This window comes from Burkholderia sp. Ac-20345, from assembly GCF_017104825.1.
GTDB classification, from domain to species: Bacteria; Pseudomonadota; Gammaproteobacteria; order Burkholderiales; family Burkholderiaceae; genus Burkholderia; species Burkholderia lata_B.
In genome coordinates this window covers 34531-51343 of record NZ_JAAGPO010000067.1, presented here as the reverse complement: position 1 = coordinate 51343, position 16813 = coordinate 34531, and the positions used below count along the sequence as shown (strand labels likewise).

Genomic DNA, 16813 nt, shown 5'->3' with positions numbered 1-16813 from the left:
CGTCGACGCGCTCGTGACGGCCTGATTCGTCGCGAACAGCTGGCCACCGTTGACGGCATCCGAGCTGGATGCCGACAGCGTGCCGGCGGCCACGTTCGTCAGTGCGACCGGCGCTGCAGCTGCGGCACCGCCGAGCGTGACCGACGTGTGGCCGGCGTTGTCGTACTGCACGCCATTCGCCGCGACGCCAGCCACCGTGTTCAGCTGGCCGACGTTGACGGCATCCGTCGTCGCGGTGCCGGCGGCGACGCCTGAGAGCGTGCGTACGCCGCTCGTCCCGGTGAAGTCGACCGACGTACCGCCGGTCTGTGCGCCGACCGTGATCGGGCCGCTGCCGGGCGCCCCGCCGGTCTGCTGTACCAGTCCGACCGTGCCAGCGTTGATGCCGTTCGACAGGTTCGTGACCGCCGTCGACGCGTTCGTGACGGCCTGATTGGTCGCGAACAGCTGGCCGCCGTTCACGGCATCCGAGCTAGACGCCGACAGCGTGCCGGCGGCGACGCCCGAGAGCGTGCGTGCGCCGGCCGTGCCGGTGAGGTCGACCGACGTACCGCCGGTCTGTGCGCCGACCGTGATCGGCCCGCTGCCCGGTGCGCCGCCGGTCTGCTGCACCAGGCCGACCGTGCCGGCGTTGATGCTGTTCGACAGGTTCGTGACCGACGTCGATGCGTTCGTGACGGCCTGATTGGTCGCGAACAGCTGGCCACCGTTGACGGCATCCGAGCTGGATGCCGACAGCGTGCCGGCGGCCACGTTCGTCAGTGCGACCGGCGCTGCAGCTGCGGCACCGCCGAGTGTGACCGACGTGTGGCCGGCGTTGTCGTACTGCACACCGTTCGCCGCGACGCCGGCCACCGTGTTCAGCTGGCCGACGTTGACGGCATCCGTCGTCGCGGTGCCGGCGGCGACGCCCGAGAGCGTGCGTGCGCCGCTCGTCCCGGTGAAGTCGACCGACGTACCGCCGGTCTGCGCGCCGACCGTGATCGGGCCGCTGCCCGGTGCGCCCCCGGTCTGCTGTACCAGTCCGACCGTGCCAGCATTGATGCCGTTCGTCAGAGTCGACAACGCCGTGGCCGTACTCGAGACAGCTTGATTCGTCGTGAACAGTTGCGAGCCGTTGACGGCATCCGAGCTGGACGCCGACAGCGTGCCGTCGGCCACGTTCGTCAGTGCGACCGGCGCTGCAGCTGCGCTGCCGCCGAGCGTGACCGACGTATGGCTGGCGTTGTCGTACTGCACCGAGTTCGCCGCGACGCCGGCCACCGAGTTCAGCTGGCCGACGTTGACGGCATCCGTCGTCGCGGTGCCGGCCGCGACGCCTGAGAGCGAGCGTGCGCCGTCCGTCCCGGTGAAGTCGACGGACGTGCCACCGGTCTGCGCGCCGACCGTGATCGGGCCGCTGCCCGGTGCGCCCCCGGTCTGTTGCACAAGACCAATCGTTCCATTTACAACGCGGCCCGACAGGTTATCCAGAATCTGCTTGTTGACCGTGACGGCCAGATTGGTTGTGTAGAGCTGAGAGCCATTTACCGCGTCCACGCTCGATCCGGTCAGCGCGCCGGCCGCTACGTTAGTGACCGTCACTGCGCCAGAGGTGGCGCCAGGCGCTAACGTGTTCCCCATCGTCACCACGTTGCCGCTGATCGTAGCGGGCAGCTGCCCGACGTTCGCCGCGTCGGTCGTCGTCGTCCCTGCAGTCACATTCGTGACAGCCCGCGTATTGCCGCTAGCGCCAACGCTCACCACCTGATCGCGCCCGCCGTCGCTGCTTTGATAGCCGATCGCAACCGACTCGTTACCCGTGGCGGTTGCCTGCACGCCGATGACGGTCGCACGCCATCCCGCAAACGAGTTGGCGCCAGCGGCCACCGAGTTACCAGAGGCGTGCGCGCCGACGCCTAACGCCGCACCGACGCCACTCGTATAAGAGTCCTGCCCGATCGCGACGCCCCCGTTCGTTCCGTATGACGACGGATCGGCCAGCGCATTCGTGCCGATCGCAATCTGACCGTCGATGCCCGTCGTTGCGTTGTTGCCGATCGCGATCGCCGCGCCGGCATTGTGACTCGACGCACCGATCGAGATGCCGCCCGATCGCTCGGACAGTGCGCCTGTCCCGATAGCAATTGCGTTCGACACATCGCCCGTGACACTCCCGCCGACAGCGGCGTTCATGCCGATCGCGAGGTTGCCAGATGACGTGCTCGAACCATTCGGTCCGATCGTTGCCCCGTATCCGAGGGCCATCGATCCGGTATCGCTCGCCGGAACGACGCGCGCATTCGTGCCGATCGCAGTGCTGTCGCTTCCTGCAGCCGTTGCGGCCGAGCCGACCGCTACGCTGTCGGTGCCAGTTGCTTGCGCAGCGCTACCGGTGGAGTTGACGGCGACGTACTGCGCCGACGCATGAGCTGAAAATGCGAGAACCGCAGATGCCACCGTAGCGGCGATCAACGTCCGACGAGGGCGCAGCTGGCCGCCCGTCTCAAGAGATGCAAGACGATTCATTTACAATTACCTCAGAATAACAACACCCGTTTGTGAATTCCGGCCGCAATCCGTCTCCCCGCCAAGGTCATCGGATTGCGGCGCTTCTTTTTGTGCCGCGTGTGGGTCAATCAATGTCAGTCGGCCTCCTTCGGTTCCAGATACAGCCAGGTCATCAACGTTGCTCGACTCTCCGAGCAAAGCAGCCAACGGTCGGTATCGTTCCAGCCTGACGCCAAGGCCGGAATTTGCGACGGATCGCGTGCGCCGGTCGTCAACGTATGCACGTTGAACAGATTCCCGGCGCGATCCAGCAGCTCCTGCAGCCGCTCCTTCCCATCCGGCCGCAGAAATTCATGCAGCTCCACAACGATGTGTGCGCGCTGCAGCTGCTGCAGGCATTCGTTCGTCAATACATCGAACTCCGCGCCTTCAATGTCGACCAGTACAGCAGCGCGTGCGAAGTCGACACCGAGTGCACTGAGATCCAGTGCGAACGAAGGCGTTGCCGCGCCGTAAACATGCACGCGTTCAGCGACGCCGTTGTTCGCTGCGTTGTGCGCGATGTTCGCCCTGCTGCTTTCCTCCAGCTCGAAGCAATGCGACTCGCGATAGAAGTTCTTTGCGACGAGGCCGACGGCGTAGTAGCCGTCAGCCCCACCGAGGTCAATGAACACATCACGCGTAGACGCGACCCGTGCAAGCACGTCGCAAACTTCTTGTTCGTAGAAGCCGAGCAATTTCGGGCCGTTGTCCGACTCGCGCCACGTTGCCAAGCCGCCGAGATTGAATCCGGCCAACGGCCCGTGCTGGATCATGCCGCCGGTAACGTGCATCAAGCGGCGCGTCAGAACGAAGCGACGCATCTCTGCGGCGTCAGACGTTCTGTACTCCAGCATTTGCTCCATTTCATTGGCACTGAACGCGCCGGTAACGTGATGGCTCATTGATATCCTCGTAGGTTGGTCAGTCAGCTTGGCTTACCAGTGCACGCGCTGATACAGCTGATTATCGATGTAAATATCGATCGCGCGCGGGCTTTGGTACTGCTGCCAGATCACCTTGTCGTACACGTTCACGCTGTGCTCGTCGCCGTTGGTCTGACTGCCCGCGATGAAGTAGCCGACCGTCCTGCCAACGCACGCTTGCGGCCCCGTGGAGAAGCCCATCCCCTGAAGGGATTGCTGCTCCGTTATCTGCGGCGAACCCACGAGTGTGTAATTGCTTGCCGTCGGCACGAACCACGTCGGTTGCGAGCTGGACTTTTGCCCCTGGATTACCCATGTCCCGGCCGGTGCCGGCGTCAACGGCGACGGGCACGGATCGTAGGGCGCAGTCACTTGCTTCGCGTAGCTCGAACCATCGTTGCCGTCTGCCATATCGCACGTCGGAAACGGACGGAAGTGCGCCAGGTCATCGAACAGCTTCGTGATCGGTGCGACGCACTCGGCGACGCCCTTCGGGCCACCGTTTGACGCCGGGTTCGCGAGGCAGAGCAACACCGTGCAACCGAAGTCGCTGGCGCTGGCATGCCCCGCACCAGCAAGAAGGCCGACAGCGGTAACCGCTACCCGCAGCGTCATGCGGAAACACTTCGCATGTTTTTTCATCTTTTTCTCCAGATACGAATACGGATTAGCGATTGCGAGTGCGTTCGCCGCGATCGCCAGCCGGAACAGCTGCCGTCGGTGTACGTACACGCTCGGCGTTCTTATCGAGCTTCGTCATCGTCGCCTTGCCGCCTGACCGCTCGATGCCTTCGACGCGTGCGCGCGTCATCTTCTCGACCGCCGACTGAGCCGACGGGCCGAACCCCTTTGCAGCTGCAGCTTTGCGCGCGACTTCCGCAATCTGCTCGGCTTTCGACAGCGTGCGGCTGTCGCTTTGCTTCGCATCGGCGCTCGATGCAGCACCATTGCCTTGCTCGCGTTCTTGCGTCTTGCTTCGGCCCTCCGAAACGCGGTTATCGATCTTGTGCTCTGCTCGCAACTCAGCCAGCTTTGCGATATCGACGTCCTTCGGGTTATAGCCCGTGACCTCGATACCTCTCAGGGACAGTTGCAGCCACATATCCGGCTTGAACTTGTCGCTGCCCGAGATATGCGCGCTCGTCCACCCTTTCGCTTCCACCATCTCGGCCAGCGCGCGCGACACGTCCGGGTTATCGTGCTTGGTCGACATCGAGCGGCCCTTGTCCTCGAATGCCAGCTCGTTTTCGCGTCCGCGAAAATAGAACTTGTTGTCGGCGACGATGAACATCTTGTCGATCATGGCCGGCCGCTCACGTTCGCGCCGCGACGTGGAGAAGTCCTTACCGTCGTCGGCTGCATCTGGTGACGAGGTGCGATCGGCGCGCTTACCGTCATCGGCGCGGTCGGCTTGCTCGCCAACCAGTTCCTTCACCTTCACCGCTTCGATGACGTTTTCGATGACGCTCTCGCCCTTCTCTTCGACATAGCGTCGCCGATCGGCAGCACGCGCAGCGGCAACCCGATCCAGCGCCGCCTGGTCGAGTTCGTCGACTTGCGGCCCTTTCGCGTCGTTACGCGCACGCGGATCGATATCGTTCGCGGCTGGCGCCGCACCTTGCCCTACCACCTCGACCTTGGCTTCGACCTTGGTTGCGTCCGTGTTTTCCATGTCCATATCCCTCAAAAGTCACGCTTACATGTATTCGTCGTAGTCGATCGATTCAGCCGGATCGATCGCTTCGACACTGGCCGGCAGGTCGTCCGGATCGACAACACCGGACAGTTCCGCCGGGTCGTCGGCTGATTCTTCTGCCGGCGCCGTCGACGCTGCTGCGACTGTCGTCGCGACTGCCGCGACCGCTGCAACCGCGGCAGGTTCGGCAGCTGCTGACGCAGCCTGTGATTCGGGCTGCGCAGCTGCCGGCGCAACCGTCTCGACTGCGGCAGCAGCTGCAGGCGCTGACGCGGCCTGCGGTTGAGTCTGCGCAGCTGCGGGCGGAGCCGAATGCTCGACAAGCACGAAATTGGTAAAGAAGCTGTCCACGAAGGCCGTTGCGGAAGCAACCGTGTCAGCTTCGCTTTCCGACTGGGGCGCTTCCGGAAGGTCGTCCACATCGATATCGAGCGCCGACAGCGACAAAGCAAGTGCGCCGCTCGGCGTGAAGTCGTTAGCCGAAAGTTCGGAAAGCCTCCCCTCCAGCTTGGCGCGCAAGCTGTCCAGATCAATCACATGCACAGGGGGCGGTGGGTAGCCACCGCCCGGATTCCTGACCGGGTCGTAGACGCGCTTCTTGAGCTTGTCGTCCTTGAACCAGATGGCACGATTGCAGAGAATCGGCCGGCACTTCTCGTAGAAAATGATTTGCACCGGCGGGTCTTGCAGACCCATGAGCTTCATTTCATGTGGCCAAACCAGCGCGCGCTTCTGTTCGCTCGTACTTTCCCCTTGGGTTGCCGTGCCCGATCCCATCGGCTTGCTTCTGCTCTCGGACTTCTGCCACATGCCGAAATGGCCGAGCATTTCGCTGTACTCGTTCGCGTCCTTCTGTTCCCTCGGAGGGAACACAACTTGAACGGCGTGGTTCGTCATAAACGTGCGCGCATCGTCTTTGCCGTACACGGATTCAAGCTGACTGATCGACTGGATAATCGTCAGCAATCGCATGTTGTATCCGGCCATGTAGCTGACGGCCTTCGCGATAATGTCGACGCGACCGATAGACGTGAATTCATCCATCAGCAACAGACACTGGTACTTGAGATCCGGATTTTGTTCGGGCAGCTCTTCCGTGTTCAGGCTCACCAGCTGCGAGAACATCACATTGATCAGTAGCGCCGCCGATGACAGCTGTTTCGGCGTGACGCCGATGTAGATGGTCATGCGCTTCTTGCGCACTTCGTCCAGACGGAAATCGTCTTTCGACGTAGCGAGGTCGACCAGCGGGTTAGCCCAGCTTTCAAGCGGCGTCTTGAACGACGCGAGAATGCCCGACAGCGTGTTTTCGGAGTTCGCCATGAAGTCGTTCAGCGCGTTCACGCAATCGACACTCAACGGGTCACCGGCTTCGTTTCGAGCGTTGATGATTTCCTGCAGGTAGTCACGGATATGCTTCCCTGTTCCGTTCGCACGCCCCTGCCGGAACACTTCGCCGAGAGTGCACGGAAGCGATGGCGTTTCCATCAGCATGAGCACCAGGCCGATGAACAGCATCCGAGCGTTCGCGTTCCAGAACGGGTCGGCTTTCGTCGGCACGGGATACAGGATGTAGCCCAGATCGGTTACATCGCCGACACGGTGGATTACGTCTCGACTGAGATACGTGAGCGGGTTGTATCGATGCGTCTGCCCGTTCTTCGCGAACGGCGCAAACAGGAACACCTCCTGCCCGTGCCGCGCCCGATAGCCGGCCGTCATCATGAAATTTTCTTTCTTGACGTCGAGCACGACGAGCGAATCGGAGTAGTTCACGCAGTTCGGAACGACCATCCCGATACCCTTGCCGCCGCGCGTCGGCGCCGCCAAGATGACGAACTCCTGCCCCTTGAACAACAGGTATCGACCGGTACGATGTTTGCCAATGATGACTTCCGGCACACGCTTCGCTTGGCGTGTCGGGCGCGCGAACTGGCGCGTGCGTTGCTTGTAGTCACGATGGCTGTCGCGAGCGCGACTTGTCCCGTGATCGATCGCAGTCGGAGCTGAACCGGCCGCCGAACTCATCGCAGCGGCCATCGGTGACATTACGTTGTATCGGCTCACATTAACTCCGCTTTCCGAATTTCGGCATCAGTGGCAAAGCGAGCTTCGCCGTAAAGACTCTTCTTTACTTCGGACAGCTTCGCGTAGATGACTGTCGGGACGAATAGCGAGAATCCGACGCTGAAAATCATCGTCAGAATGAGGCGCTTTCTGATGGGCGGGACGTCGTGATACCACGTCCAATATTTGAGCCACGTTCCTGCTGTTACGTGCAGCGGATTCATCTTCGCGAACGCCAGAAACAGGAAGCCGGCGATGTAGTTCGCCGCGACCAGGCACAAGCAGATGACGACGACGACAGCGACCGCGATTAACCACTTCAGTTTTACGCTCATGGGTCATTTCCCCGCGATATGAAGGCGCGCGTCGCCGTAGGCGAGATCGAGTTTGTGCGCCGGATCGAAATAGATCTCGGTCATATATCGATCCTTGCCGATGCGCTTACCTTCGTCGTTGAATATCGGACGTGCAGTGACATGGATGATTACGTCCAGCGTCAAGAACACCAGCCTTTTGAGGGCTTGGTCGGAATAGGCTTGCGCTTGAGGGTGCTCGCGAGCCATCAGGCAGAAGCGCTCCGGTGCGATCGCGCATGACTCTGCGTGAAAACTGACCATCGAGCCCTTGTGGCCGGTCATCAAGAGCTTGAGCAGGTCGTAAGCCTCTGCGCCGCGCGTCTCTGCGAGCAACACGCGATCGGGTTTCATGCGCAACGTTGTGCGGATCAAGTCGGCCGGCGTGATTACTGCAAGGCCGTGACCACTCGAATACATCAAGTTGCCCTGATTCCGATGCGGCAGAAACAATTCGCGCGTGTCTTCGATCGTCAAAATGCGTTCCGCCATGTCGATCCGGCGTGCCATCGCCTTCATCAGCGTGGTTTTCCCCGAACCGGTATCGCCCACGACGGCCACGTTTTTTTGGAACTCGATGCACTTTTTCAAGAAATCTAGATGCCTTCCCTCGCGCAGCAAACTGATCAAGATTCGATCATCTGCAAGCAGGTCGTTCATGCGAACGTCAATCTGCGGGGATTCGGCCCACACAACGCGTTTGAAGGCACCTTCCGGCTCGTAATCATCCAGATCGCGATCGTCCGGCCCCGGCCGGCGAATCGTGATCAATATCTCCGTCGCGGCCGGCGGAATGACGACCTTGATACGCATCTTGTTGCCATCAGGCAGAGGCAGATCAGCATCAAGGAGTGGATTCGTCGGGGAAATGGACTGATTCGTGACCGATGCGAGTGCCACTGCGAAAAACATGCAGCGCTCTTTGTCCATTTCCGGAACTTCAACCTCATGCCAGCCCGTTCCCTCCTCCTCGAAGTGAACCCACCCCTGACGGTTCATGGCGACCTCGGTCACGCCCGGCCGCTGCAGAAACTGGTCGAGCGGCGCCATGTGGAAAAGCACGGATTCGAACTCGGAAAAGTGGCTCATGATCATTGCGGCGACAGCGTATAGACGCGCGAGAAATCCAGATCGCGGGACAGCTCGATCGAGATTTGATCGCCCTGATTGATGAGCACCGTCGGCGGAATATTGATGGTGCTGTCGAGAATCTTCGACGCCATCTGATCCGTCGTTTGCGAGCTGTTCTGATAGATCGTCGTGCCGGACCCGTTGCCTTGCGCGCGTGTGGTCGCGTAGCTAACGCCGTCTTGGACGATTGCGAGCAGTGCAGCCGCACCGATGCGCGAGCCCCAATGATTGTCGACGTAGCCCGGCGCACCAGAGCGGCCGAGGCTGTCACCAGCCAGAGAATCGATATTGACGACGACGCCGGCCGGTGTGCGAATACGGGTGCCAAGCAGCGCGACGGTACGCTGGCCTTGCTTCGTCACCGGCCCGTACTCGAGATCGACAACCGACCCACGATCGACCAGGACGACTTTCGAGTCCGCGCTCAACATGTCGCGTACGACCGTGCACGATGTCTGACCGGCCCTCCCGCTGTCGATCGCACTGCGCAGGCCGCACGGGATCGGTGTCGTTTTCGGCAGCGTCAGCGACAGATTCGCGATCTTCGACGCCAATGCGAGGGGCGTAGCGGTAGCGGTGAGCTGGCCGCTCAAAGCGCCACCACCACCGCCGAGGCCATTGCCGCCGAGACTGCCCCCGAGTGCGCCGGCGCTTCCGTCGACGCCGGCCGAACCCGACGCATCACCACCGGTCGCAAGCGACACGGGCTGAATCCGCATGCCAGCCCCACCGGCGCTATCGTCGAGTAGGATGCCGGAGTCATATCGGCTCGCGAAGTGAATCGGGCGGCCCTGCTGGCCGGGTTGCACGGTCCCGACAGGCTTCACGTCGACGGCCTTCACTTCAGTTGGTGCCGACGCACCTGCAGGAGCCGATGCAGCCGCAGCCGCTGCCGCCAGCGACGCGGGAAGCGGCGGCGCAGCATCCAGATCGAACTTGCGCAGCTTGCCAGTGGGCTGTGCGCCAGCCTGATCGGTCTTAGGCTCACCCTTGTGGAAGATTCCGCCCATCTTCACGGCCGCGTAATAACCGCCGCCGACGACGCTTGCAAGCAACAGCGCGAGAATCCCCGCGCCGATGACTTTGCCGCGCACGCTGCTCGCGCCCGTGCCGTCGCGATCGTTGACCGACGGCAGGCCTTCGCTGCTGACGCCGTTCTCATTGACATTGATATCGTTGCTCATGGTTTTTCCTGTCAGCGCTGGATCACTTGAATTGGCGTTGAACGCCCTGCACGGTCGTGCCGCTGTTCGTTGCCGGAAGGTCGGGCATTTCGCCGTCGTTCCAGATTCCGACCACGGCTTTGCCGAGGCGAAGCAGGAACCGTCGTGCTGTTTCGTGGACGACGAGATAACCCGTCTTCGGATCGATGTTGCTGTCGACCTGTCGCTCCGATCCGTCAGCCCCGACGACCCATACCGTCGGAAGATCGCGATTGCCGGGAAGCAGGAAGTACGTCAGGCGGTTGTCGTCAAACGCCTGGGTCGGTGCGATCGCCTCGCCACCTTCGAGCGCCTGCATCGTGTAGTCCTTCCAGTTCTTCACGGCTGGGAGCGTGTCGTGCATGCGCGATGCCAATACGTCTTCCGGCGCCGGCATGCCATTCGCCCGGATCGGCTTCGGGTAGTCGAACACGACGCGGTAGGTATCGGAGTCGTACGCCTGCTTCGGAACGGCACGCCGCGCTTCGAATTCGAAGCTATAGACCCGCTTGTTGGTCACCAGCTCCAGATTGTTGAAACGAGCATTGCCAAGCGGTTTGACCCAAATGCGATTCGTGTCCTTGGCAGCACAGATCAACCATTCCGCGGCCGGCGGGACCGTCACGGCACCACCGTCCGGTGCGCCAGGTGCAGTGGATGCCGTCGACGCGGGCTTGCACGACGACTCGAAACCACCGCCGGCCTGCTCGATCTTCTCGTCGTCGCCCAACAGAATGAGCGTTGCAACGCCGCGATTTGTCAGGACGCGAAATACCTGATCGCGCTCGTAGGTCACGTGACGAATGCGCGGGTCGAGCTTCCCCTCAGTGGGGACGACGACGGCCGACGCGTTGCCGCTGAACACAAGCGGCAGTGCTGCGAGGACACTCGCTGCGATGAATCGAAGTTTTCGAAATTTCATGACTCGGCCCTCAGTTAATGGTCGGCGCGGGCGCGGGCGCTACGGCAGGCGTCATGGGCCGAGCCGGTGCGAGTTCGTTATCCGAGACGTACGACGCGGTATATGTGCCGTCTGGGCTGTCGATCGCGGTGCTTTCCTTGACACCCTTCATCGGCCGTTGGCCGTACGTCAGCCGTGCGACGAAATACTCCGGCGGATCTTCCAAACCGGTGTCGAGATGCTTGGTCGTGCGCTTGTAGTGCACGAATACCGTGTTCTTCTGATCCGGCGGAATCTGGATGCTCTGCCGCTCGATGCGGCGCTCCATCTTCGATCCGAACCGCTTATCGAGGGAATCGTCGCCCTGCCATTGCTTGTCGTAAGCCGCAAAGACAGCCTGATCCGACATGTTTTTCACGGTGTCATAGTCGGATTGCAGCATCGGCCACAGGTACTCTTCGCGTGCGCGCACGTACTTCCATGCGAATGCCTTGGCACGCATTTCATCGACCGTGACTTTCTTCGTGTTGAACACGTCGAGCGTTACCAGATCGCCTGTCGCGTCATTGAAGAACATCACGGCGGGCGCGATTGGCGCCGAGTGACGAATCTGCATCATCACCATCCCCGCCCACGACAGCACAAGAAGACCGACGACCCATTTCACGATCGTCCAGGCACGGTGTTCCGACTTGTCCCGCGCTTCCTCGGTATCGGCCTCCCAACTGCGAGCCTGCGCGTGAATGTCATTGACCTCCGCAATCAGGTCGGCCGTGTCCGTCGACCGCTTCGACTTCGGAAGCGCGCGTTTCAAAATATCCGACATGGCCGGCCTCACTTCGAAAGCAGCAGCTGAGGCTGCGGCATGGTTTTGTTGACCGGAACGCGATTGGAGCCATCCGGCACCAACGCGACGGGTGCAGAGCTGCATGCAGACATGAGGACTGCTAACAGCGTTGCTATCGATATTTTTCGAATCATCTTTGGCCTCTTCGATAGAGCCGGCATCACGTGGATGCCGGCAACGGTTGGTTAGTAGGAAATCGCGCTCAGATTTGACGCGAGCCGGTCACGCTTCGCGGTCTGCTGCAAACTCAGCTCGCGCTGTTGCTGTTGCAGCATCTTGTCGCCCTGCGCTCCCGCGATGTTGAACAGCTCCAGCTTCACGCGCTCGTTCTCGACTGCGACCTGCTCACCCGCGATGCGGGCCTGCAGCTCGGCAATTCCCTTCGGGTCTTGAGTGGAGCTGATCTGGTTGATGAGTGACTGGATGCCGTCGACGCGGCTCATCGCAGACTGGTACGCCTGCTGCGTGAACGCTTGGTCTTGCGCCGGCTTATTCGCCAGCCCTTGACATACATTCAGAGCAGCACCGGTCTGACCCGAACAGTTGTAAATCGCCATCGCATTTCGGATCGCTTGCGCGCTGCCGGAGAGGTTCGACCATCCCGTGTTGCGCAGCTGGTCATAGACCTGCTGCCAATCGCTCGGCAGGTAGCTGCGAACGAGCGGGTTGTTCATGAAGTCACCGAACCCCCGAATGCCCGTGAGCGACTTGTACTGCTGCTGCGCCTGCTGGAACCCCTGCATCAGCACGTCGTACTGTTGCTTGAGTTGTTGCAGCTGCTGCACGGCATTCAAGACAGCCGTCACATCGTATGTCGGGATACCCGGTGACGCCGATGCGGCGATCGGAGCCGCTGTGCCGATGCACAGGGCCGCGCAGATCGCGATGCGCTTCAGTTTCATTTTCATGGCTTTGTTCCTCATGAGTTGGTAGAGGTTGACTTGGCAAGGTGCTCCATCGTGGAGCGTCGATACGCCGGCGTCGAAGAGCTTGGCGTCGGCGAATTCGTCGGCGAACTGGAGCCGCCGTTGTTGTCGACGCTGCCACCGCCACTAGGTGCGTCAGGCGCAGGTGGCGTCGGCGGGGACGACGTGCGCGACCCCAAGAGCATCCCCGCAATGAACGACCCCGCACCACCGATCGCAGAGCCGCCCGCGAGGCCAGCAGTCACCGCCGGGAGCTGGCGCGCAAGCAATGCCATCAGACACGCGGCCAGAAGGAAGTCGCCGGCGTCCGCGAGGGCGTTGGTCGACCCGCTCTCATCACCCATGAGCGTGAAGAAGTGCTTGCAGAGAACCAGATACAAGCCGCATAGGCCGGCCGCGAAGGCCAGCAGCAGCACGTAGTTCACGATCTTGCTCAGCCAGCCATCGAAGAACTTGGCGACCGGGGGGAACGCGAGGGTTGCGATGAAGATCGGCCCGACCGACAGGACGAAGTACAGAAAGACCTTCGCCAGCATCACGAACCCGCCGGCTACCAGCAATACGACGATGCCGCCCAGGAGCATGATGATTGCCGCGAGAACGTCGCTGTAACCACCCCACGGCATCGACTGTTGGCCGCGATCCATCAGCGTCATGACGATTTGCCCGGCCTGATCGTTCAGCGCATCGAGTGCGTCATATACCGACGACGAGCCGGGGTTGAAGACTTGCGCGAGGCCATTGGCGAGCGAATTCGCACCTTGAATCGCAGCCGTCTGGTACGTGCCAGCGCCGAGCGCGAAGCCAAGAATCAGCCCGATCTTTACAGCCTTCCACACGAACTGGCCGACCGGTTCGTGCACCTCCCCGCGCAGCACCGCCCACCCGTAGACGTACACCCATATCGTCAGGCACGAAACGACCAACGGCGTGATCGCGCCGGCCAAGTTGGCCGACGTCGTATTCGCGAACGTAACCAGCGCGTTCTCGAGCGTGCCGCCAATGAAGTTGAAAATGCCGGTGCTCATTGCTTGCCCTCCTTCTGCAGCAGAGACGGATCGCCCATTTGCAGCTTCAGCGGCGCACCAATACATTTCGCGAGCCGCATGCCGTGCCCGCATCGGGCTGGGTCGTTGGCGCTGCCGGCCGACACAAGCGGCGCAGCCGCGAGCGACGACCCGGGCGTTGCGCCCGTAGCCTTCGCTCCGGATGCGCCCGCCGCGACACCAACCGCAGCCGATGCACCCTTTGCCTGCCCCTGTGGTGCGTTGCCGTCAGTTGGCGCGCACGCGACAAGCGCGAGCGCGGCGCATGATGCAAGCGCATACGAGCTGTATCGAAGTGCCGCGGCCGAACCAGTGAAAATTTCGGACAACATGTGAATCCTCCTTTTTCGCGTCCGCGAAAATGTCATGCCGCGCGACGCTTCTGCGGGCTCGGTCTACCGATCGAACGACGCTCTGCGAGACGTTCACGGAACACCGGAAGCCATGCGGCCGGATCGTCTCCGACCTCCGCACGAATGGAGTCGAGCAGTTCAACGTTGTCGGTTGAACCTGACAGCACGTCGATGATGTCGTCCAGGCCGCCAAGGTCGAGCTTCACGACCGCCGAGCGTTGGCCCTGCTTGACCAATATGCAGCGGCTCGTTTCACCGAGATTCCGGATAATTTCGAATTCGGCTTCCGTCACCTTGAAGCCGTCGACGTAATCGCCGTGATCAGCCGAGGGATTCGGCAGGAACAGTTTCGTCACGCACTGCTCCACGATCGTGCGGCCGATCTTGCTTTCGAGGCAGTCGGCCGGCGATTGCGTGTCGAATACGCCCATGCCCCGCTCTTTTCGGATCGTTTTCAGTTTGTTCTTCGAGAAGTCTTCGAAAAACGAGTCCTCTAGAGCTTTCCAAAATTCAGCGATGACGAATGCGAACGGGCGACCGTCCAGCAGCGATTGGCTGACATACAGCAGGTACATCATGGCCGGCGTACGCAGCTCAGGGCTGTCGAGGAATTCCGTGTAGTCGAAGCCGAACAGATTGCCGGTCGTGAAGTCGAGCGTGTCTTCCGCGTTGTCGAACATCCACGCGTTCGCACCGCTGTTGCACCATTTCGCGAGACGTGCAGAAACGCCGTTCTCACTGACGTTTTGCATGTTCTGACGAACCGCTGCGAGCCGACGCGAGGCCGGCGGCATGCGCATCACAGCGTTTACCGCGTTCGTGATTTGCGTGTCCTCGGCCGGCGTGAGCGGAAGGCTCTGGTGCTCGACCAGCTTCTTCACCAGATCGATGAGGAACTGGACGTTCTTCGGCGTAGGCTCCATCTGGAACGGATTCCACCCCGTGCGCTGGCCGATCTTGATCGCGTAATACCGGCCGCCCATCGCACGAACAGCGATCTCAGTGCCACGATCCTTGTCAAAGATCACCGCCGTAAAGTCCTTGTATTTGTAGGCTTGAGCGATGAGGAACAATTCCACTACAGTCTTGCCCGAACCGCTCTGCCCGAGGATGAGCGTGTTCGCCGGATACTTCTTGTCCGTCGAATCTTCATCGTCGGGCTGCACGTGGAAGTTGAAGTAGTACGGTTGGCCGTTCGGTGTCTTGAAGATCGTCACCGCTTCGCCCCACGGGTTGCCCGTCCGTTTGCCGGACGCGAAACCATGCAGGCTGCAGAAGTGGGCGAAATTGCGGCTCGTCACGTACGCTTCACGCGGACGATGACGCCAATTGCCCGGCAGCTGCGCGAGCCACGCGCTTTCCGGTGTCGAGTCGACGGGCACGACACGAAAGCCACCTCCTTCCGTCAGATCGGCAATCGCTTTGGACTTGTTCAGCTTGGCGACTTCCAACGACTCGCCGAATACCGCGAGGCCGTAGTGATACTCGCCCACTTCAATCAGCCCGCTTGAAAGGTCGTCCAGCGCCTTATCCATCGCCTTGATCTGCGACTTCGCGGCATCTTCGCCGGAAATCAGATAGCCCTTCTGGCGACGCAGGACGTCCATGCCGTCGCGTTTCGCGAGCATCAGGAAAGATTGAGTCTCGATATATTCGAAACCGCCATACAGCACGGCGTTCGTCAGACCCGGTTCACTCCATTCCGGGTAGTCCTGCAGGTCAACCATCGCAACGTATTTCTTACCTGTCGGCGTGGTCAATTCGCCGAACTCGCTGAAGTCCGAGAACGTCGGGCGCGTGAGCGGCAGATACTCGGCGATGCGTCTATTGCGCACCGGAACCGGCGACCAGTAACCGTTAAGCACGTAGCTGTACAGTTCGAGCTGTTCGGAGAACAGCTGCGTGCGCGGTTGACCTTCGTCGTCCAGCTCGGGCTCGTCGTCAGCGCCTTTGACAACGCGTGTGTACGTGCCGAGACGTTCAACGTCGAACTTCCGGAGCATCGAATTGGTTGCCTTCGCATACTCTTCGACGGCTTCAATCGCCTTTGCGTCGGCACGCTCAATTTCCTTGCGCGAGCGCTTTCGGGCCTTCGAAAACAGCCCCGAAATTTTGCTCACCTCTGGCCGGTACACAATCGTCAAGTACAGTTCCGACGACATCATGCGATAGCCAGTGAACGAATCGAAATATGTGTCGTTCAACTCTTGGCAGAACGCGTTATCGAATTCCGCGTCGAGTCGATCGGAGATCCGTCGACGGATCTTGTGCTGCACCAGGCCGACGCGGCCACCGCTCAGGGAGCGCAAATAGCCGTGCAGCCCATCGGCGTTAATGTCTACGACGGCCTCGTCGGACGTTTCGAATGCGATACCGCCGATACGGAATGATGTGTGATACTCGCCGGCCCTCGTTTTGGCGATGTACGGCGTTACCAGCGACGAGTGTGGGACGTAGTTCGCGAGCGGGACCTCGCCCGCCGCGATTCGGTTATTCGACGGTTTGCTCATGACTTGCGCCTCTTGTAGCGAATCGGAGAAAAGGAAATTGCGCGCCAACGCCAGTGATTCGATTGGACAATGCGAATCACGATGCGCATGAGGACTTGCTTGAGCTTCTGGTCGTCCTTTTTGGTCATGTCCCGCATCGTGACCGTCAGAACGATCGCGACGATGATCAAGCCTATGGCCAACATCCACGAAACCAGAAACCCGAGCCACACCGCGCCGATGAAAGCCACGCCCCAAACGAGAATAAAAGGCACCAGTGGCACCCCAAACTGCATGGCCGGTCTGGTGCACCCCTTGAAGATCGGTGCCCTTTGCATGACAGCTCC

At 61.1% G+C, this 16813-nt stretch carries 14 protein-coding genes and 1 pseudogene; all 15 read right to left on the bottom strand.

Annotation, left to right across the window (positions count from 1 at the left end):
• A pseudogene (locus G3O06_RS23815) lies at window positions 1-2175 on the bottom strand (hypothetical protein); the annotation flags it as partial.
• Window positions 2176-2624: 449 nt separating this feature from the next.
• Window positions 2625-3434, bottom strand: coding sequence for a hypothetical protein (locus G3O06_RS23810; protein ID WP_205817707.1), 810 nt, complete (start codon window positions 3432-3434; stop codon window positions 2625-2627).
• A gap of 33 nt (window positions 3435-3467) precedes the next feature.
• Window positions 3468-4097: a hypothetical protein gene (locus tag G3O06_RS49205; RefSeq protein ID WP_241020215.1), complete on the bottom strand. Its 630-nt coding sequence runs from the start codon at window positions 4095-4097 to the stop codon at window positions 3468-3470.
• 25 nt (window positions 4098-4122) lie between these two features.
• Window positions 4123-5127: an LPD7 domain-containing protein gene (locus tag G3O06_RS23800; RefSeq protein ID WP_205817706.1), complete on the bottom strand. Its 1005-nt coding sequence runs from the start codon at window positions 5125-5127 to the stop codon at window positions 4123-4125.
• Window positions 5128-5151: 24 nt separating this feature from the next.
• Complete coding sequence (locus tag G3O06_RS23795; RefSeq protein WP_205817705.1) at window positions 5152-7200, bottom strand: type IV secretory system conjugative DNA transfer family protein; 2049 nt, start codon at window positions 7198-7200, stop codon at window positions 5152-5154.
• Between the two features lie 14 nt (window positions 7201-7214).
• On the bottom strand, window positions 7215-7553 hold the full coding sequence (locus tag G3O06_RS23790) for a hypothetical protein (RefSeq protein ID WP_205817704.1): 339 nt from the start codon (window positions 7551-7553) through the stop codon (window positions 7215-7217).
• A gap of 3 nt (window positions 7554-7556) precedes the next feature.
• On the bottom strand, window positions 7557-8660 hold the full coding sequence (virB11, locus tag G3O06_RS23785; RefSeq protein WP_205817703.1) for a P-type DNA transfer ATPase VirB11: 1104 nt from the start codon (window positions 8658-8660) through the stop codon (window positions 7557-7559).
• Window positions 8661-8662: 2 nt separating this feature from the next.
• Window positions 8663-9886, bottom strand: coding sequence for a TrbI/VirB10 family protein (locus G3O06_RS23780; RefSeq protein WP_205817702.1), 1224 nt, complete (start codon window positions 9884-9886; stop codon window positions 8663-8665).
• 22 nt (window positions 9887-9908) lie between these two features.
• Entirely contained in the window at window positions 9909-10826 is a 918-nt protein-coding gene (locus tag G3O06_RS23775; RefSeq protein ID WP_205817701.1) for a TrbG/VirB9 family P-type conjugative transfer protein, read from the bottom strand.
• 10 nt (window positions 10827-10836) lie between these two features.
• Entirely contained in the window at window positions 10837-11736 is a 900-nt protein-coding gene (locus tag G3O06_RS23770; protein WP_205817700.1) for a type IV secretion system protein, read from the bottom strand.
• 101 nt (window positions 11737-11837) lie between these two features.
• Window positions 11838-12560, bottom strand: coding sequence for a P-type DNA transfer protein VirB5 (gene virB5 / locus G3O06_RS23765; RefSeq protein WP_205817699.1), 723 nt, complete (start codon window positions 12558-12560; stop codon window positions 11838-11840).
• Window positions 12561-12571: 11 nt separating this feature from the next.
• The gene (locus G3O06_RS23760) at window positions 12572-13606 is read right to left on the bottom strand and encodes a type IV secretion system protein (protein WP_205817698.1); all 1035 of its coding nucleotides are present in this window, start codon (window positions 13604-13606) and stop codon (window positions 12572-12574) included.
• A complete protein-coding gene (locus G3O06_RS23755) occupies window positions 13603-13956 on the bottom strand; it encodes a hypothetical protein (RefSeq protein ID WP_205817697.1) in 354 nt (117 codons plus the stop codon). Before G3O06_RS23755 ends, G3O06_RS23760 begins: the two co-directional genes overlap by 4 nt.
• Window positions 13957-13988: 32 nt before the next feature.
• The gene (locus tag G3O06_RS23750; protein ID WP_205817696.1) at window positions 13989-16487 is read right to left on the bottom strand and encodes a VirB4 family type IV secretion/conjugal transfer ATPase; all 2499 of its coding nucleotides are present in this window, start codon (window positions 16485-16487) and stop codon (window positions 13989-13991) included.
• Window positions 16484-16804, bottom strand: coding sequence for a VirB3 family type IV secretion system protein (locus G3O06_RS23745; protein ID WP_205817695.1), 321 nt, complete (start codon window positions 16802-16804; stop codon window positions 16484-16486). Before G3O06_RS23745 ends, G3O06_RS23750 begins: the two co-directional genes overlap by 4 nt.
• Window positions 16805-16813 lie beyond the last annotated feature (9 nt).